Origin of the sequence: Polaribacter sejongensis, from assembly GCF_038024065.1 — a bacterium.
GTDB lineage: Bacteria > Bacteroidota > Bacteroidia > Flavobacteriales > Flavobacteriaceae > Polaribacter > Polaribacter sejongensis.
Map to the genome: position 1 here is coordinate 3,584,999 of NZ_CP150667.1, position 20,244 is coordinate 3,605,242.

Here is a 20,244-nt window from a genome sequence, read left to right on the forward strand (position 1 = left end):
TTATACAGGTAGAAGTTAATAGCTTCTACCTGTTTTTTTTTGTGCAATACTTTTTTATCAATATCACTTTAATAACGGTTCTAAAACTGTAGATTTTCTTCTGTTTTTATATCAATGAATGATATATCCATATATTTCTATTATAAATCCATATTAAAAAAAAGTTTAGAAAGTAACTTTGAAATTGAATTATAATTGAATAAAATGAAAATATTTAAATTTTTTGTACCTGTTTTTTGTTTGGTTTTTTTAACATCTGTAGTGGTTTTAAAAAAGAAGAAAGATATCTATAAAAAAGGATGGATTGATTTTAATAAAAATGGAGTTAAGGATATTTTTGAAGATCCTACCCAAAGAATAGATGCAAGAGTAGCTAGTCTTTTATCTCAAATGACTGTTAATGAAAAAACAGCTCAAATGGTTACTTTGTATGGATATTCTAGAATTTTACAAGATGAATTACCTACTGAAGAATGGAAAAATAGTGCTTGGAAAGATGGAGTAGCTAACATTGATGAGCATTTAAATACGATTCAAAATCGTCCTTCAACATATAACGATTATTCATTTCCGTATAGCAGTCATGCAGAAGCTATAAATACCATTCAAAAATGGTTTATAGAAGAAACAAGACTTGGTATACCTGTAGATTTTACGAATGAAGGAACACATGGTTTAACACATGATAGAGCAACTCCGTTACCTGCTCCTATAGGAATTGGTAGTACTTGGAATACGGAATTAGTAAATAGAGCAGGGAAAATTATTGGAAGAGAAGCCAAAGCACTTGGTTATACCAATGTATATGCGCCTATTTTAGATGTTGCAAGAGATCCTAGATGGGGAAGAATTGTAGAGAGTTTTAGTGAAGATCCATTTCTAATTTCTGAATTAGGAATACAAATGACAAAAGGAATTCAATCTGAAGGAGTAGCTTCTACATTAAAGCATTTTGCCGTATATAGTGTACCTAAAGGCGGGCGAGAAGGAAAAGCGAGAACAGATCCACATGTTGCTCCAAGAGAGTTACATCAAATGTATTTATATCCTTTTAAAAAGGTTATTGAAGAGGCAAAGCCTATGGGGATAATGAGTAGTTATAATGATTATGACGGAGTTCCGGTTACTGGTAGTCATTATTTTTTAACAGAATTATTAAGAAATCAATATGGGTTTGATGGCTATATTGTGTCAGATAGTGATGCCGTTAAGTTTTTATCCTCTAAACATCATGTAGCAAAAGATTATAAAGAATCTGTTAGGCAAGTTGTAGAAGCAGGTTTAAATGTCAGAACCAATTTTAAATCACCAGAATCTTATTTAGAACCATTACGCGAACTAATTAAAGAAGGTGCAATATCAATGAAGACTATAGATACTCGTGTAGCCGATGTTTTGTCTGTAAAATTTAGATTAGGCTTATTTGATCAACCTTTTGTAGAAAATCCTAAAGAATCTAACAAGTTAGTTCATACAGAAGATGATGAGGAGTTTGCAAAGAAAATTAGTAGAGAATCATTGGTTTTGTTAAAGAATGAAGATAATTTATTGCCATTAAACATTAAGAACTACAAAAATATTTTGGTTACAGGTCCGTTAGCGGATGAAGTAAGTTTTACGTATAGTAGATATGGACCTGCAAACAATCCTGCAACTTCTGTTTATAAAGGAATAAAAGAATATGCAGGCAATAACCTAAATGTAAATTATGTAAAAGGATGTAATGTAGTAGACCCTAATTGGCCAGGGAGTGAAATTATACCAACAGAACTTTCTGCAGAAGAACAACAAGGTATAGATGACGCAGTTGCAAAAGCAAACGAGTCTGATATTATAATAGCCGTACTTGGTGAAGATGAAAAAAGAGTAGGAGAATCTAGATCTAGAACAAGTTTAGGTTTACCAGGTAGACAATTTCAACTAATACAGGCTTTATATAAAACAGGAAAACCGGTTGTTTTAGTTTTGGTTAATGGACGTCCGTTAACTATTAATTGGGAAGATAAATTTATACCAGCTATTTTAGAAGCTTGGTTTCCTGGACCATCTGCAGGAGAAGTAATTGCCGAAACTTTATTTGGAGATTATAACCCAGGAGGAAAGTTACCAGTTACGTTTCCTAAAGCTGTAGGTCAAATTCCATTAAATTTTCCATTTAAACCAGGTTCTCAAGCAAGTCAACCAGGAGAAGGACCAAATGGTTATGGAAATACAAGAGTTTTAGGGCCTATTTATCCCTTCGGATTTGGATTAAGTTACACTACGTTTGATTATAGCGATTTAAAAGTAAGTCCAACAAAAGGGAAGGTTAAATCTGATATTCATGTTTCATTTAAAATTAAAAATACAGGAAAGAGAGAAGGAGATGAGGTTGTTCAACTGTATTTAAAAGATGAAGTGAGTAGCGTAACTACGTATGAATCTCAATTAAGAGGTTTTAAACGAGTTCATTTACTTTCAGGGGAAACAAAGACAGTAAACTTTGTATTGCATTCAGATGATTTAGAACTGTTAGATAAAGATATGAATTGGGTTGTAGAGCCAGGAAGTTTTAAAATAATGATTGGAAGTTCTTCTGAAAACATTCATTTAACAAAAGGGTTTGAAATACTACCAATTGATTAATTTTAACTGCATAAGTTCATTCTAAGTTAGAATATGTAAATCATTATAAAAACAGTTATTGTACTCATAAATATGATAAATAGAAGCTTTATTAATAAAATTTCGGTGTTGTTTGTTTTAATGTTGATGTCAAAATCAATGTTTTCTCAAGAGCAAAATAAAGATCAATTTGATTATCAAAAAGTATTAGATTATTGTATTGATAAGAGTTTACATACTGTTTCTTCTTTTAATGATAACGATAAATTTCCAAGATATATAGAAACGGATGCTACACATTGGGAGTCTGATAAAGTAGAGAATTGGATTAGTGGTTTTTGGCCAGGTATTTTATGGTATTCGTTTGAGGCCTCTAACAATCTAGCATTAAAACAAAGTGCAGCGTTATATACCCAAAAGCAACAGGTTGTAATGGATAAGCCTATTCGTAGTCATGATTTAGGATTTATGCTTTATTGTAGTTATGGTAATGGGTATAGGCTCACAAAAAACTCTGCCTATAAAACCTTGCTTTTAAGTGCAGCAGATTCCTTGGCAACACTTTATAATCCTACAGTTGGCACTATACTTTCATGGCCATCTAAAAGAAAAAATAACAATTGGCCTCATCATACTATTATAGATAATATGATGAATTTAGAACTTTTGTTTTGGGCTGCTAAAAATGGAGGTGCTAAAAACTTGTATAATATTGCTGTTAAGCACGCAGAAACAACAATGAAACATCATATTCGTACGGATAATACAACCTATCATGTGGTTTTTTATAACGATAAAAATGGTGATTTTATCAAAGGAAAAACACACCAAGGATATACTGATGATTCATTATGGGCTAGAGGACAAGCATGGGGAATTTATGGTTTTACGATGTGTTATCGGGAAACAGGAAAAGTAGAATTTATGGAAACAGCTATAAAGTTGGCTGATGCTTATATTAAAAACTTACCCAATGATTTAATTCCGTATTGGGATTTTAATGACCCAAGTATTCCTAATACTCCTCGTGATGCTTCTGCAGCTGCTGTTGTAGCGTCTGCTTTATTAGAATTATCCAGTTTAAATACAGATGCTTTAATATCAGAAAAATACAAGGGTATTGCTATTAAAATGTTGCAATCATTGTCTTCGGATATGTATTTAAGTAAAGATAAAAATAATGCTTTTTTATTGCATTCTACTGGGAATAAACCCAAAAATAGAGAAGTAGATGTGTCTATAATTTATGCTGATTATTATTATATAGAAGCTTTATTGTTATTAAAAAAGATAAGTTTAAAAGGATAATTAGTAAAAAGTTTCCTAATCTTAAAGTGAAATTACAAAGGAAAGCAATTTGTTAACTTACTTTTTCTACTATTTGTAATTCATATATTTTAATAAGCGTTGTCTTTTCTTGCTATTTCACTGGTTTGAACTATATATCCATATATAAAAGAAATAAATCCATATTGTCTAAATGACTAAATGGTAGTTTTGAGTATCAAACTGAAAAATATAAGAAATGGTTTTACTTAACAAGAAAATAATAAAGTTGTTGGCTCCTATTTTTTGTTTACTTTTTTTAACATCGGCAGATGGCTTAAAAAATAAACAAGATATCTACAAAAAAGGATGGATTGACTTTAATAAAAATGGAGTTAAGGATGTTTTTGAAGATCCTAAACAAACAATAGACACAAGAGTAGCAGATCTTTTGTCGCAAATGACAATGGAAGAAAAAACATGTCAGATGACAACGCTATATGGTTTTTCTAGAGTTTTAGAAGATGAATTGCCTACAGCTGAATGGAAAAATCGTGTTTGGAAAGATGGAATAGCAAATATTGACGAACATCTTAATACGATTGCGAACCGTCCATATACTAATACAGAACATGCCTTTCCATATAGCAACCATGCAGAAGCTATTAATACCATTCAAAAATGGTTTATAGAAGAGACTAGACTAGGAATTCCTGTAGATTTTACAAACGAAGGAGTACATGGTTTATGTCATAAAAAAGCAACACCACTTCCTGCGCCAATAGGTATTGGTTCTACTTGGAATAAGGAGTTGGTTTACAAAGCTGGTCAAACTGTTGGTCGTGAAGCAAAAGCATTAGGTTATACTAATATTTATGCACCAATATTAGATATTGCTCGTGATCCTCGTTGGGGAAGAGTAATTGAATGTTATGGAGAAGATCCTTTTCATATTGGAGAATTAGGTGTAGAAATGTCTAAAGGAATTCAATCACAAGGAGTTGCTTCTACAATTAAACATTTTGCTGTTTATAGTATTCCTAAAGGAGCTAGAGATGGTGAAGCAAGAACAGATCCACATGTTGCTCCTAGAGAAATGCATCAAATGCATTTATACCCTTTTAAAAAGGTAATTAAAGAAGCAAAACCGATGGGTGTTATGAGTAGTTATAATGATTATGATGGTGTGCCAATTACAGGTAGTCATTATTTTTTAACAGAACTATTAAGAGAAGAATATGGTTTTAAAGGGTATGTAGTTTCAGATAGTGATGCTGTAGAGTATTTAAACGAAAAACATAATGTTGCTGAAGATTACAAAGAAGGTATTCGTCAAGTTGTGGAAGCTGGGTTAAATGTACGTACTCGTTTTAGAACTCCAGAATCTTATATTGAGCCATTACGTGAATTAATTACGGAAGGCAAAATTTCTATGGAGGTTATTGATGAAAGAGTAGCGGAAGTATTAACCGTAAAATTTAGATTAGGATTGTTTGATCAACCGTATGTAAAGGATACAGAGTTAGCTAATAAAATTGTTCATACAGATAAGGATGAAGAGTTTTCTAGACAAATTACTAGAGAATCTTTAGTGTTACTAAAGAATGAAAATAATTTATTGCCTTTAGATCTTTCTAAACTTAAAAATGTATTAGTTACAGGTCCTATGGCAGATGAAATAAACTATACATTTAGTAGATACGGTCCTTCTAGTAATAATTCTGTTTCTGTTTATAAAGGGATTAAGAAATACGGTAAAGGAAAAATAAATGTTAATTACGTAAAAGGTTGTGAAGTTATTGATGCAAGTTGGCCAGAAAGCGAATTAATGGATGTGCCGCTTTTATTGGAAGAAAAAGTAGGTATTGCAGCAGCAGTAGAACAAGCTAAAAAATCTGATGTTATTATTGCTGTAATGGGAGAAGATGAGGCAGCAGTAGGAGAGAGTAAAACACGTACCAATTTAAATTTACCAGGTCGTCAATTAGATTTACTAAAAGCATTGTATGCTACTGGAAAACCTGTTGTTTTGGTAATGATAAACGGAAGACCATTAACCATTAATTGGGAAGATAAATATTTACCAGCAATTTTAGAAACTTGGTTTCCTGCAGCGTCATCTGGAGATGTTATTGCAGAAACTTTATTTGGAGATTATAACCCAGGAGGAAAATTATCTGTTACGTTTCCTAAATCTACAGGTCAAATACCATTAAATTTTCCTTTTAAAAGAGGATCACAAGCAGGTCAGCGTGAAATTCCTGGAAACGGATACGGGTTAACAAGAGTAATTGGACCAATTTATCCGTTTGGGTATGGTTTAAGTTATACTTCTTTTGAATATAGTGATTTGGTAGTAAAACAAGATACAAAGCTTAATCAATCTGATGTTCATGTTTCATTTAAAGTGAGCAATACAGGTAAAAGAGAAGGAGATGAAATTGTACAACTTTATATAGAAGATTTGGTAAGTAGTGTTACCACTTATGAATCTCAATTAAGAGGTTTTGAAAGAGTAAAGTTATTACCAGGAGAAACTAAAACGGTTAATTTTACACTTCATCCTTCAGATTTAGAATTACTAGATAAAGATATGAATTGGTCTGTAGAGCCAGGTAAATTCAATGTAAAAATAGGAAGTTCATCTACAGAAATAGAATTAAATGGAAGTTTCGAAGTGCTTTCATATTAATTAGAATTTATAGAAAAAAGGCATTGATTAAATACCGATTTTTAATTGAAATGTAAATTGTAAGATGTTTTTCTTATGTGATTACATCGATTAGAAATCGGTGTTTTATTGTAACAATAAATTGATAAACGTATGAATTATAAAATAATATTAATAGGTGCTTTCATATTTAATTTTGGGTATTTAGTTAGCCAGAATAAAAGTCATCCGCGTATTTATACTGGCAATACAAGTAATGTAGCGTTTTTAAAATCCACCGAAGGTGTAGTTTGGAAAGCGCAATTAATTCAAAAAAAGAAAGAAAATCTAGAGGTATATCTAGAGAAATGTAAAGTTGACCCAGAATGGTTGGTTTCTCGTTTACAAATGAATTGGAAAACGAAGCACACTAAAGTTTTTTTACACGGAGGTAATTTTTCTCATTCTACAGGATCTGCACCGGTTCCAACAGTTCGTTTTTCTGGAACTAGAGATTGGGCAACAGATTATTTAACGCCAAAGTTAGAAGAAGTTATACCTTATTTAGATGATGAAAGAGGGATGTTTCTTAAAAATAAAAACACGGGTAAAAAGGAGTGGGTGCATCCGTCTAAAGTAGGGTTTGCTATCGAAAGAATTAATCAAAAAATAATGTTATTGGTAGAAGATGCTGCTTTTTTGTATTGGCTTACTGGTGAAGAAAAATATGCCAAATTTGCAGAACCAATCTTTTTAAAATACACTGAAGGAATGTATTATAGAGAGCCGCCTTTAGATCTAGATAATACGGTGCAACAAGGTGTTTCTGGTTTGTCTACTTTTGAGGTAATTCATGATAAAATAATTGCGAATCTTACTATTAGTTATGATTTTTTACATTCTTATTTACAAGAAAATAATAGAGATTTAAGTAAAACTACAGCTGTTTTTCAGAAATGGGGAGATCAGATGATAAAAAACGGAATTCCAGACAATAATTGGAATCTTTTTCAGGCAAGGTATTTAACATATATTGCTTTAGCTTTAGAAAGTGATAAGGAATATGATAATGGAAAAGGGCAAGAATATTATTTAAAGTATACTTTTAATCAATCTACAAAAAGACAATGGTCTATAAAAGAAGCTGTTTCTGGTTATGATCAAAAAACAGGAATATGGGCAGAATCTCCATCTTATTCACTACACGTAACTACCACGTTACTTCGCTTACTTACTCTTCTAGATAATGTTACTCAACAAGATGAGCTTTCTAATTTTCCTGTTGTAGAAAAAGCTGCATTAGCTGCGTTTCAATATCTTTTTCCTAGTGGTTATACAGTTGCTTTTGGTGATGCGCGTCATGATATTATTCCTCCAGAAAACTTTGAATTATTAATTACTAATTATCGAAAGTATCATAAAGAAGAAAAAGAATTGGTAATATCTGGTTTGCTTAAACAGTTAATAAAAAAAGAAGAGTACAAAAGAGATAGTAAAGACCTTTTTCAGCTGTTTTTTTATGTAAATAAGCTTAAAAAAACAAATGATTTAGAGATTAAAGAACTCTCTGAGAGTTTAATAACACCAACTTTCTATGCGCCCAATGTAAGCATGTTTGTGCAACGAATGGGAGAAGGTGAGCAAGCAATGATGGTTTCTACTGTGGGAGCTTTTGGAAATCATGCGCACGTAAACGGAATTTCAATGGAACTATACGCTAATAATTATGTATTGGGTCCAGATATGTCTAAAGGGCCAAGTTATTGGCATCCAGATCATCGAGAATATTACTCTCAATTTCCTGCTCATAATACTGTTGTAGTCGATGGAATTTCTTCTTACGGTAGAATGAGAGGTTATCATCCATATACGTTAAATAACCATTATCCAAAGTCAGCAGAATCTAAAATAGCATTTGATAAAGTGAGTTATGCTAATGTTTCTTTGGTAGAACCAAAAACAATGTCAGATCAACAAAGACTTACAGCTATGATAAAGTCTGAGTCTGGTAAAGGGTATATTATTGATGTTTTTAGATCTAGAAAGAAAAATTTATCAACACAAAAACACGAATATTTCTATCATAATTTAGGTCAAAATCTTGATGTTTTTGATAACAAGAATCAACCTTTAAAATTAGTAACAACCAAAGAACTTGGAAGCGAACATGGAGACATGAAGGCTTATGATTATTTGATTGATAAAAAGAGTGCTGCTACTTCTAAAAACATCAATGCTTTGTTCACTTTAAAAAGTAAAGGCAAACCAGATAATTTAATGAAGATGTGGATAAAAGGAGAAGAAAAGCAGATTGTTTTTACTGTTGATGCTCCTAAATCTAATGCAATAACAAAAGGAACAGCTCCAGTTGAAGTGTTGAAGCAGAAAATGAAAACGCTTATTTTAAGAAGGGAAACCGAAGCGTGGAGAAATCCTTTTGCAGTAATTTTTAACCCTTATATGGATGGAGGTGAAAACCCTATTTCTAGCGTAGAATATCCTAGTTTAACTGAAACTCCAGATGCTCAAAAAATAGTAGTTACTCATAAAGATTTAAAAACAAAGGATGTTATTATAGCAAATGCATCACAAAATGATATTGCGTTAGATGATGATTTGTATCAAAACGGACTTTTGTCAGTTATTAGACATTCTGATACAGAAAAGGCTCCTACATTTTTATTCGTTTCTGATGTTTATAAATTTGATTATAAAAATTGGGGTATTTTATCTTATGCAAAAGCAGTTTCGTTAAGTATAGAAAAAACAGTGGAAGGTTATGTTATACAAAACGATAATCCTGTTGTAATTAAAATACCATATATAGACGGTCATCACCCTTATAAATTAAAAATTTATGACGACGGAAAACTAATAGAACAACGAGATGTTTTTGTAAACCGAAATAACCCAAATCAAGTTGATTTTAGATTGAATAAAGCTTACAAAAAAGTAGTTGTTGTATTAAAAAATTAGTGCTTAGTAATATAGGTTTGAGTTAACGGAATAAGGCAGAGTAAAAATTGTAAAACATTTTTATGTTTTTATTAAAACCCTTCATATCTAAAACGGTTACTATTTGCAAATTAGATATATAATTTATTTGTTTTTTTAAAATTATTAATACGTATGTTACTTATAATGAGGCGGTAATGTTTAGTCCATACTTGTGATTAAAAAATCCATAGCTAAATTAAAGTCTAGTTCTATTTTTGAAATATAAAGAAGCGTTTCTTCTGTAAAATTTATCAGCAATAAAAAATTAGAAACATTTTTTTTGATTACCTAAATTGTTAAGAAATATGATTATTAAATTGAAATGGAAAAAGGTTAAGCTGCTATTTATAATAGTTCTCTTTTCAATTAACACCCAGTTGTCTGCTCAAAAAAAGGTGTACTTGGTGCAAGGTGTAAAAGCCAATAAAGTTGAAAAAAGTACTGTGCTTGATTTTAAAAAAGATTTATTAAAAGTAATTAATAAAGAAGTTTTAATAATTACAGATACGGTTAAAACGCCAAAAGACGGAGTTGTTTTTTTGTTAGGTACCATAGAATCTAATAAAAAAATAGCGAAACTTTCTAAAACGAAAGAGATTAATTTATCGTCAAAATTCCCTGGATCTCGTGGAGGATTATGGGCCAAATTAAATTCTAAAAAACAAAGTAAAGTAATTGTAATTGCTGGTTCTGATGTAGAAGGATTACAGTATTCTATTTATGATTATTCTCATCAGATTTTAGGTGTTGATCCTTTTGAATATTGGACAGGAAAGATTCCTGAAAAGAATAAAAAATTAGACTTATTTAACTTCAAAAATAAAATAATCAGTCCCCCTTTAGTACCAATAATGTGTTATTTTGAAAATGATGTAGACGAGTTAGCAAACTATAGAGGCAAGTTGTTAGAATACGACTGGGAATCTTATACAGAGATGATTAACTCTTTAGTGCGAATTCGTTATAACAGCATTCAGTTTTTTGATATGTTAGGTCGACCTGAATTTTTTGTACGTCCGGAGTATAAAAAAATAAGTCCAAATTATCAGATTGATGTAGCGTATCTCGACAAAATGATAGACTATGCACATCTTAAAGGAATGAAGGTGCAAATAGATTTGTCTTTAGGATATCAAATGAAATCATTGTCTATAGATGAATCTTATTGTTGGTCTACTTATAAAGATAAGTGGATAGAAGCATGGAAATATTATTTTGAAAAAACGCCAGTAGGAAAAGCGGATATTTTTTCATTACGACCTAGGCACCAAGTTTGGGATTGGGAATATAATAGTAATTGTGGAGAAGATAAAACAACAGTTTTTAACGAAGTATATAAAGAATTAGACAAGCTAATAGACCATTATAAACCAGAAGCTACAAAGATTGCCTTTTGTTATCATGATGGAATGGAAATGTTTAATGGCGATTTTAATCCCCCAAAAGATTGGATTGTTGTTTGGTGTGATGATGGTTTTGGAGATTTCGATTATCTACCAAAGAGTACAAAAGGATACGATTTTGGAACTTATATGCATGCAGGTTTCTGGAAAAATCATACCGTTCATAATCCTTATCCTAAGAAAGTGGATACAGTGATGAAGAAAATGTTTAAGGATTATGGAGCCGATAAGTATTGCCAAGTAAACGGACAAAATTTTAGACCTTTTTTATTAAACTTAGAAGCTTATAGTGAGGTAAGTAATAATCCAAAAGAGTTTGATGGAGAGATGTTTTATAAGTCATGGACCGAGAGATATTTTAGTAAAGATGCTGCTAAACATGCTGTAGCATCAATGAAAGTATTGCATAAAACACAAGTAGGTCGTAATGGTTACGTACAGCATTTATGGGGAATAAAAAAAACGACTTCTTATCTTTCTAATTCTCCTTTAGAGCGTCCCGGTAAAACTCCTATACCTTATAATTATGATAGAGTTTATGAAGATATAGATAATTTAAAACGAGAATTAAATATGTTTCAAGAAGCTGTTAAAGCAGCAAAACTTGGCGCAAAGGTTAATAAAAAAAACAAAGATTTTTATAATTCTTATATTCTTTTACCTGTAACATTATACTCAGATTTAATAACGTTTGAACGTACATTGCACCAGATAGCTTTATTAAAGAAAGAGTTTGAAGAAACGTGTAAAAAAGAATCAATAGTAAAAGCATTATTACTTTTAGATAAGGCAGAAACTCAATTAGAGTTGGTGTACAAGAATAGTTTAGAAGGTGATAAAAATGAGAAGTGGGCCAACTGGTATAACCCAGAAATTAGAAGACCAAATAACGGTTTTCCTAAGATGGAAGATATTTCAAAAATAAGAAAAGTACTAAAAGAGATAGAATAATATTAATAGATTATAACCAGTTTTTAGGCTAGTTATATTAAACAGAAAAGAATGAATAAGACGAAAATAAAATACTTAAAAAAAATTAAAGGCATATTTTTGGGTTTAGGAATTTTTGGATTATTACTGCTAAATAGTTGTGGCTCATCAGAAATAAAAGAAACTACAGCGGTTGTAGAGCTTGTTGATCTGGTTTATCCTTTGTTAGATACAGAGAATTCTCGATGGTTTTTCTTCTCATCTGCAAGTCGTCCTTTTGGTATGGTTAATTTAAGTCCGGATACTCAAGTAGGCGGAGCATGGGGAAGCGGTTATCGTTATAAAACGGATACTATAAAAGGGTTTAGTCATATTCATGCTTGGCAACTTTCTGGATTATCTGTAATGCCTGTTGCTATTAATAATGATAATAGAAAAACAATTTATACAGATTTCTACTCTAAATTTAATCACGAAACGGAAGAAGTATCTCCAGGATATCATCAAGTTTTTTTAGATAGATCTCAAACTAAAGTAGAATTAACAAGTACAAAACGAGTTGGTTTTCATCGTTATAATTTTTTAGAAGAAAAACAGAAAGCTATTTTATTTAGCTTGAATGGAAAGTTAGGTCCTTGTATTATTACCGATGGAAAACTGATTAAAACAGGAGATTATGAGTTGTCTGGAGAATTGGTAAATGCACCAACAATTAGAAGACCAAAACCAACTAAAGTGTTTTTTAGTGTTCAATTAAATACTAAAGTTAAAGCTGTAACTAAAGATACTGAAACTGGAAATTATCTTATAGATCTTTCTGATGACAAAGCAGAAGTACTTATGAAAGTTGCTATTTCGTACACGTCTGTTAAAAACGCATCAGAAAACATGAAAGCAGAGTTAGACCATTGGGATTTTGATACTGTAATAAAAGAATCAAGAACCGAATGGAATGAGATGTTAGGTAGAATTAAAGTAGAAGGAAATTCTGAAACAGCACAAAGAAGATTCTATACAGATTTATGGCATGGTTTACAAGGTAGAAGAACTATTAACGATGCTAATGGTGCGTACCCAGATAATACTGGAGATGCTTTTAGAATTGGTCAATTACCTGTAGATGCTAACGGAAAACCTTTGTTTAACCATTATAATACGGATGCTTTTTGGGGTGCACAATGGACTATAAACACCCTTTGGGGTCTAGTATATCCAGAGATAATGGATGAGTTTGTGAATTCTTTAATGCAATATTATAAAGATGGAGGTATTGTTCCTCGTGGACCTTCTGGTGGTAATTATACGTATGTAATGACCGGATCTTCCGCTACGCCATTTATGGTTAGTGCCATACAGAAAGGTATTGTTACTGATAATTTAGAAGGTATTTACCAAGCATTAAAAAAGACACACATGCCTGGTGGAATAATGGAAAAAGCAGGTTATGAACACAAAACATCATTAGGAGGTGGTTTAAAATATTACTTAGAAATAGGATATGTTCCTTACCCAATTCCAGAAGGTAAATTTGGTCATCATCAAGATGGAGCTAGTTTAACAATGGAGTATGCGTATCAAGATTTTACGTTGGCGCAATTGGCTAAGAAACTTGGTCATAAAGAAGATTATGAATACTTTTTAAAAAGATCTACTAATTATAAAAACACTTTTGATACTGCATCTGGTTGGATGCGTCCACGTGAGGTTAACGGAAAATGGCATGGAGATTTAGATCCTTATATGTATGAAACTGGGTTTAATGAATCTAATGGAGCGCAATCAACTTGGTTTGTACCTCATGATCTTGCTGGTTTAGCAGATTTAATGGGTGGAAAAGAAAAAGCAATAGCACAATTAAATACTCAGTTCAAAACTGCAGAAAAAATTGGTTTTACTTCTGGTAGCTCTCATGATAGAGAATTACATCCAGAATATAGAAGAATTCCTATCAATTACGGAAATCAACCTTCTATGCAAACAGCACAAATATTTAATCAATTAGGTCGTCCAGATTTAGCTCAATTTTGGACACGCAAAGTAGTAAAAAGTGTGTTTTCTGGGTTGGGTCCAAATACTGGGTTTAATGGTGATGAAGATCAAGGTTTAATGGGGAGTTTATCTGTATTATTAAAGGTTGGTTTATTTCAAATGAATGGAGGAACTGAGAAAAATCCAGAGTACCAAATTGGAAGCCCAATTTTTGATAAAGTAACAGTCCAATTAAATCCTGATTATTATAAAGGGAAAGAATTTGTTATTGAAACAAAAAATAATTCAGAAGAAAATTTTTATATTAAAGACGTAAAACTAAATAATCAATCGATAGATAATTTAAATATTAGTCATGAAGATATTATAAATGGAGGTTCTTTGGTTTTAGAAATGACAAATACATTAAGCGAATAGATATCATTAATTATATAAAGTACTTAAAATGAAGAAAAAAATAAATTTAATACTTGTACTGTTCATAACTTGTTTTTCTGTTTTTGGACAGCTTAAGAATAAACCCCAACTAGATGAAGATTTTATGGATATGGGTTTTGGAATTTTTGTGCATTGGAGTATGGATTCTCAATTAGGAAGTGTGATAAGTCACTCTTTAGTTGGAGCCTCAGACAATTATGTAAATAAATATTTTAATGAACTTCCAAAAACATTTTATCCAGATAAATTTGATGCGGAAGAATGGGCTCGTTTATTTAAAATATCCGGAGCAGAATATGTAGTTTTTACTGCAAAGCATCATAATGGTTTTTGTATGTGGGATACCAAAACAACCGATTTTAATATTATGAATACTCCTTACGGAAAAGATATTGTTGCAGAACTTGTTACAGCTTTACGTAAATACGATTTAAAAGTAGGTATTTATTTTTCTCCAGAAGATTTTAGTTTTATCCATAAACAAGGACACTTAATTTCTCGAAAAGGACCAATGACACAAATTGGAGCCAATAAAGAGCTTTTTGAATATGATAAAGCTCAGGTTAGAGAGTTAATTAATAATTATGGACCAATAGATGTTATGTTTTTTGATGCATTTCAATCTAAACCTATGGCGCAGTATGTTCATAAAATAGCTCCGGAAATTGTTGTTACTAGAGGTGAAATGAAAACACCAGAACAATCTATTCCTGGTGGAGCAATGCCAGGGCCTTGGGAAACCTGTATGACTATGGGAACACAATGGCAGTATAAACCTACCAATGATGTTTATAAAGATGGTTCTGAATTAATAGAGAAATTGATAGAAATTCGTGCAAAAGGCGGAAATTTCTTGATGAATATTGGTCCTAAACCAAATGGTGAAATCCCAAAAGAGCAAGAAGAGCGTTTACGTGAAATTGCATTGTGGATGTATGTTAACGAAGAAGGTGTTAAAAATGTGAGAACAGTTCCAACAATAATTAAAGATGGAGATATGTGGTTCACAAAAGGTAAAGATGATAAAACAGCTTATGTTTTTATTACGGGACAAAAAAATTGGTTTAAAGGTGGTAGAAGAAATTTTCTTCTGAAAAATATGAGAGCTACATCAAAAACTACGGCTTCTGTATTAGGTCAGAATGATTTAGTGGTAGAATACTGGCCAGAAAACTTACCAACTACAAGGTATATTCAACATAAAGAATTATTAGAGATTTCTGTAAGTAGAGCCCAACGCCTCTATAATAATAAAATTTGGCACAATCCAATTGTTGTTAAATTAACAGATGTTGAATTTATTAAATAAACTTTATTCTATTAAAAGAATAAATAGATACGATTATAGTAGGTTACTATCTTTAAACTAGATTTTATGAGAAAAATATTAAATATTTTGGTAATTATGTTGTTGCCGTTTTATGTGTTTAGTCAAGCTAAATATCCTTTTAATAACCCAGATTTACCAATAGATACTAGAGTAGAAGACTTATTAGGTAGGTTAACAATTACAGAAAAGGTATCTTTACTTGTTAGTACTGCAGAAGAAATAAAACGTTTAGAGGTAGATAAATATTACCATGGTAATGAAGGATTACATGGGGTTGTTAAAGGAGGTCGTTTTACGGTGTTTCCTCAAGCTGTTGCACTTGCTTCAACCTGGAATCCTAATCTTATTCATAATGTAGCAACTGCTATTTCTGATGAAGCGAGAGCAAAATGGAATTTCTATAATCAAGGAAAAGATCAACTAAACCCATATAGTGATTTATTAACCATGTGGTCGCCTACAATTAATATGGCAAGAGATCCACGTTGGGGACGTACTCCAGAAACTTATGGAGAAGATCCATTTTTAACAAGTAAAATAGGGCTTTCATTTGTTACAGGTTTACAAGGTGATGACGATAAATATTTAAAAGTAGTTTCTACACCCAAGCATTTTGTAGCCAATAATCAAGAAGAAAATAGATTTGCTTATAATGCAGAAATATCAGAAAGAGCCTTAAGAGAATATTATTTACCCGCTTTTAAAACGGCTATTGTAGAAGGAAAAGCACAATCTATAATGAGTGCTTACAATGCAATAAACGGAATTCCAGCTACAGCAAATTCTTGGTTGTTAAATGATGTTTTAAGAAAAGAATGGGGCTTTAAAGGATATGTTGTTAGTGATTGCGGAGCGCCTACTTATTTAAAAAAATCACATCATTTTGTTAGTAATGATACTTTAGCGGCTAAAGCAGCTATTGAGGCTGGTTTAGATTTAGAGTGTGGCGATAATATTTATAAAAAATATCTAATTCTTGCATTAGAACAAGGATTAATTACGGAAGAATTAATTAATCAATCTGTTAGAAGAGTCTTAGAATCTCGATTTAAATTGGGTATTTTTGATCCGGCAGAAGGAAACCCTTACACAAAAATATCACCAGATGTAATTGGTTCACAAAAACATCAAGATCTTGCGTTAGAGACTTCTCGTCAATCTATAGTATTACTTAAAAACCAAAAGAATATATTACCTTTAAATGCGAATAAAATCAAAAAAATAGCTGTTGTTGGTTTCAATGCAAACCAAGTAGTTTTTGGAGACTATAGTGGATTGCCTGTTATTTCTCCAATATCACCAGTTAAAGGTATTCAAAATAAAGTAGGAAAAGATATTGAAGTTCAATTTGTAAAATGGAAAACTGCAGCTAGAAACTTAAACCTTTTAGAATCAGAATATTTACGTAATGATAAGAATGATGATAAAGGGTTGTTTGCAGAATATTATGACGATAAATTTTTAGAAGGAACTCCAAGAACAAGAACCGATAAAGTAGTTAATTTCGACCCTGTTAATCAACCACCAGATTCATATAGTAATTACCGTCACAAATCTATGAGATGGACAGGTTATATTACGCCTAATATTACTGGATCTTATAAAATAGGAGTTAATTCTGATGATGGAGTTCGTTTATGGTTAAATGATAAATTAGTTGTTGATGAATGGCACAATAGAGGTAAAACGACCGACCAAGTAGATATTAAAATGGAAGCTGGTAAAAAATACAGCATTAAGTTAGAATATTTTGATAATGGAGGAGATGCTATTTGCCAATTATTATGGAAAGTTCCAGGTGGTTCTGGTGATATATATGAAGAGGATTGGAAAGCTGCCAGAACTAGCGATTATGTTATTGCTGTAATGGGAATTAATAAAACTATAGAAAAAGAAGGAAAAGATAGAACTGAGTTAGGGTTACCTGAAGATCAAGTAAACTACTTAAAGAAAATGTACAGCATAAACAAAAATGTAGTTGTTGTACTTGTAGCAGGAAGCTCATTATCTGTTAATTGGATGGATAAAAATGTGCCTGCAATTGTAGAAGCTTGGTATCCTGGAGAAAGTGGTGGTACAGCTATTGCTGATGTGTTATTTGGAGATTATAATCCTGGAGGACGTTTGCCTTTTACCTTCTATAAATCTGAGAAAGATTTACCATCAATGGATGATTACGAAGTAACAAATGGTAGAACTTATATGTATTTTGAAGGTGAAGCCCTTTATCCTTTTGGATATGGTTTAAGTTATACTTCTTTTGAATACAATAATATGTCAATTGATAAAAAAGACGATACTATTACTGTTTCTATGACTGTAAAAAATACAGGTAAATATAAAGGAGATGAGGTTGTTCAGTTGTATGTAAACGATGTGAAATCATCTGTAAAAAGACCTATTAAACAGTTAATTGGTTTTGATAGAGTTTCGCTTAAAGTTGGTGAAGCAAAAACAATATCATTCGAAGTTTCAAAAGACAAATTAATGTTTTGGGACGAAGAAAGTGATCAGTGGGTTTTTGAAGCAGGTAAATTTGAATTTATGCTAGGAGCATCTTCAAGTGACATCCGTTTAAATAAAACGTTTAAGATAAAATAGGTTCTACCCTTTATGAGTCTAATTGTATAAAAAATAAATTAATGAAATTAAGATCTAAAAGAAAGTATTATTTTTTACAAGCCATCTTTTTATTATCATTCACTTTTGTTCAATCTCAAATTACAAGTGCGCCAACAGAAAATGATTTTGAAACAGAACTCGTTAAGCCTGTAAAAGTAATAAAGGTAGCAGAAGGTCATTATTTTATCGATTTTGGTAAAGCTTATTTTGGTACAGTTGTTATGCATTCTAAAAAACAACAAAACGATAGTTTGATTGTTCATTTAGGCGAAAAATTAAATGATAATAAACTAATTGATAAAACACCAGGGGGAACAATACGTTATCAAAAAGCAAAGTTAAATCAATTAGATGCTAATCAAAATATAGTTATCAGCCTAAAGGCTGATAAAAGAAACACAAAAGTAGGTGCCATTCAATTGCCTAGTTCTTTTGGGGTAATTATGCCTTTTAGATATTGTGAAATAGAGAATCTTAAAATTCCAATTGAGGAATTAGATATTTATCAAAAAGGATATTATTATAAATTTGATGATGAAGCAGCTATTTTTAAATCATCAGATACTATATTAAATGCAGTTTGGGATTTAGGTAAACATACTATAAAGGCAACAAGTTTTACAGGTTATTATGTAGATGGAGATAGGGAACGTATTCCGTATGAAGCTGATGCATACATCAATCAGTTAAGTCATTATGCTTTAGATAGTGAATATTCGTTAGCACGTAGAACAAATGAATACTTTATAAATCATCCTACTTGGCCAACAGAATGGCTTCTTCATACGGTATTATTGTTTTATCAAGATTACATGTATACAGGAGAAGTGGAAATGCTAGAGAAGTATTACGATGTTCTAAAGACAAGAACTTTAATGGACTTAGAACGTAAAGATGGTTTAATTAGCTCTAAATCTGATAAATTAACAGGCGATTTTAAGTTAGAACTAGGTTTTACAAAACCAGATACTAGAGTTAGAGATATTGTAGATTGGCCAGCAGGACAAAAAGATACAGGATGGAAATTAGCCAATAAAAATGGAGAACGAGATGGATACGAAATGGTGGCTATTAATACCGTAGTTAATTCATTTTACTATTACAATTTACACTTAATGTCTAAAATTGCTGATGCTCTTGATAAAACAGAAGATGTTGCCTTTTTTAGACAGAAAGCAGCACAAGTTAAAGAAGTTATAAATAATAAATTATTTGATGAATCTAGAGGGATATATATTGATGGGGAAGGATCCTCTCATGCTTCTCTGCATGCTAATATGTTTCCTTTAGCATTTGATCTTGTACCAGATAAATACAAAAAAACGGTAACAGAATTTATTAAAACAAGAGGAATGGCTTGCAGTGTTTATGGGGCACAATATTTATTAGAAGGTTTATACAAAGCCAATGAAGCAGAGTATGCATTAGAACTGATAACAGAAACAGAAAGTGATCGTTCTTGGTGGAATATGATTAAAATTGGTTCTACAATGGCGTTAGAAGCTTGGGATATGAAATACAAACCAAATTCTGACTGGAACCATGCTTGGGGTACTGCACCTACAAATATAATTTCTCGTTACATGTGGGGAATTACACCAAAAACACCAGGTTTTAATACTGTTCAAATTAAACCTCAATTACATACTTTAAGTTCTTCAGAAATAAAAGTACCAACAATTAAAGGAAGTATAGAAGCTAAGTTTAATTTAACAAAGAAAGGTTATGAACGTTACCAAATAGCACTTCCTAAAAACATGAATGGCGAGTTTGTTATTCTTAACAATGTAAGTAAAGTTATTTATAATGGTAACCCTATTAATAAAACTGAAATAATTACACTTAAAACGGGTGTAAATACAATCATTCTTGTAAAATAAGAACCTTAAATAAAAGAGTAAATAAGGTTCATCTAATTTCATGAAAATGGAGTTAGGTTAACCTGTTTATTGCACTTACATCAAATTATAGTCTAAAAAGTAGTTATTTGTCCATATATATGAAGGATTCATTCA

At 31.3% G+C, this 20,244-nt stretch carries 9 protein-coding genes; all 9 read left to right on the top strand.

What is annotated here, in order from left to right; translation table 11 throughout:
- The first annotated feature begins 204 nt into the window (after positions 1-204).
- Positions 205-2,625 (top strand): glycoside hydrolase family 3 N-terminal domain-containing protein, encoded by a 2,421-nt coding sequence (locus tag WHD08_RS14715; RefSeq protein WP_208890304.1) that lies wholly within the window; start codon positions 205-207, stop codon positions 2,623-2,625.
- Positions 2,626-2,763: 138 nt separating this feature from the next.
- The gene (locus WHD08_RS14720) at positions 2,764-3,912 is read left to right on the top strand and encodes a glycoside hydrolase family 88 protein (RefSeq protein WP_244183300.1); all 1,149 of its coding nucleotides are present in this window, start codon (positions 2,764-2,766) and stop codon (positions 3,910-3,912) included.
- 217 nt (positions 3,913-4,129) lie between these two features.
- Positions 4,130-6,562: a glycoside hydrolase family 3 N-terminal domain-containing protein gene (locus WHD08_RS14725; RefSeq protein WP_208890302.1), complete on the top strand. Its 2,433-nt coding sequence runs from the start codon at positions 4,130-4,132 to the stop codon at positions 6,560-6,562.
- 132 nt (positions 6,563-6,694) lie between these two features.
- On the top strand, positions 6,695-9,496 hold the full coding sequence (locus tag WHD08_RS14730) for a heparinase II/III family protein (RefSeq protein WP_208890301.1): 2,802 nt from the start codon (positions 6,695-6,697) through the stop codon (positions 9,494-9,496).
- Between the two features lie 326 nt (positions 9,497-9,822).
- Positions 9,823-11,871, top strand: coding sequence for a glycosyl hydrolase 115 family protein (locus WHD08_RS14735; RefSeq protein ID WP_208890300.1), 2,049 nt, complete (start codon positions 9,823-9,825; stop codon positions 11,869-11,871).
- 51 nt (positions 11,872-11,922) lie between these two features.
- Positions 11,923-14,256, top strand: coding sequence for a GH92 family glycosyl hydrolase (locus WHD08_RS14740; RefSeq protein ID WP_208890299.1), 2,334 nt, complete (start codon positions 11,923-11,925; stop codon positions 14,254-14,256).
- Between the two features lie 28 nt (positions 14,257-14,284).
- Positions 14,285-15,586: an alpha-L-fucosidase gene (locus WHD08_RS14745; protein WP_208890298.1), complete on the top strand. Its 1,302-nt coding sequence runs from the start codon at positions 14,285-14,287 to the stop codon at positions 15,584-15,586.
- Between the two features lie 66 nt (positions 15,587-15,652).
- On the top strand, positions 15,653-18,208 hold the full coding sequence (locus WHD08_RS14750; protein WP_208890297.1) for a glycoside hydrolase family 3 C-terminal domain-containing protein: 2,556 nt from the start codon (positions 15,653-15,655) through the stop codon (positions 18,206-18,208).
- 41 nt (positions 18,209-18,249) lie between these two features.
- On the top strand, positions 18,250-20,109 hold the full coding sequence (locus tag WHD08_RS14755; protein ID WP_208890296.1) for a family 78 glycoside hydrolase catalytic domain: 1,860 nt from the start codon (positions 18,250-18,252) through the stop codon (positions 20,107-20,109).
- Positions 20,110-20,244 lie beyond the last annotated feature (135 nt).

Excerpts from the sequence above, each read along its gene's own strand:
- WHD08_RS14715 (WP_208890304.1), top strand. The coding sequence starts at position 205 with ATGAAAATATTTAAATTTTTTGTACCTGTTTTTTGTTTGGTTTTTTTA.
- WHD08_RS14740 (WP_208890299.1), top strand. The coding sequence starts at position 11,923 with ATGAATAAGACGAAAATAAAATACTTAAAAAAAATTAAAGGCATATTT.
- WHD08_RS14735 (WP_208890300.1), top strand. The coding sequence starts at position 9,823 with ATGATTATTAAATTGAAATGGAAAAAGGTTAAGCTGCTATTTATAATA.
- WHD08_RS14730 (WP_208890301.1), top strand. The coding sequence starts at position 6,695 with ATGAATTATAAAATAATATTAATAGGTGCTTTCATATTTAATTTTGGG.
- WHD08_RS14755 (WP_208890296.1), top strand. The coding sequence starts at position 18,250 with ATGAAATTAAGATCTAAAAGAAAGTATTATTTTTTACAAGCCATCTTT.
- WHD08_RS14725 (WP_208890302.1), top strand. The coding sequence starts at position 4,130 with ATGGTTTTACTTAACAAGAAAATAATAAAGTTGTTGGCTCCTATTTTT.
- WHD08_RS14745 (WP_208890298.1), top strand. The coding sequence starts at position 14,285 with ATGAAGAAAAAAATAAATTTAATACTTGTACTGTTCATAACTTGTTTT.
- WHD08_RS14720 (WP_244183300.1), top strand. The coding sequence starts at position 2,764 with ATGTTTTCTCAAGAGCAAAATAAAGATCAATTTGATTATCAAAAAGTA.
- WHD08_RS14750 (WP_208890297.1), top strand. The coding sequence starts at position 15,653 with ATGAGAAAAATATTAAATATTTTGGTAATTATGTTGTTGCCGTTTTAT.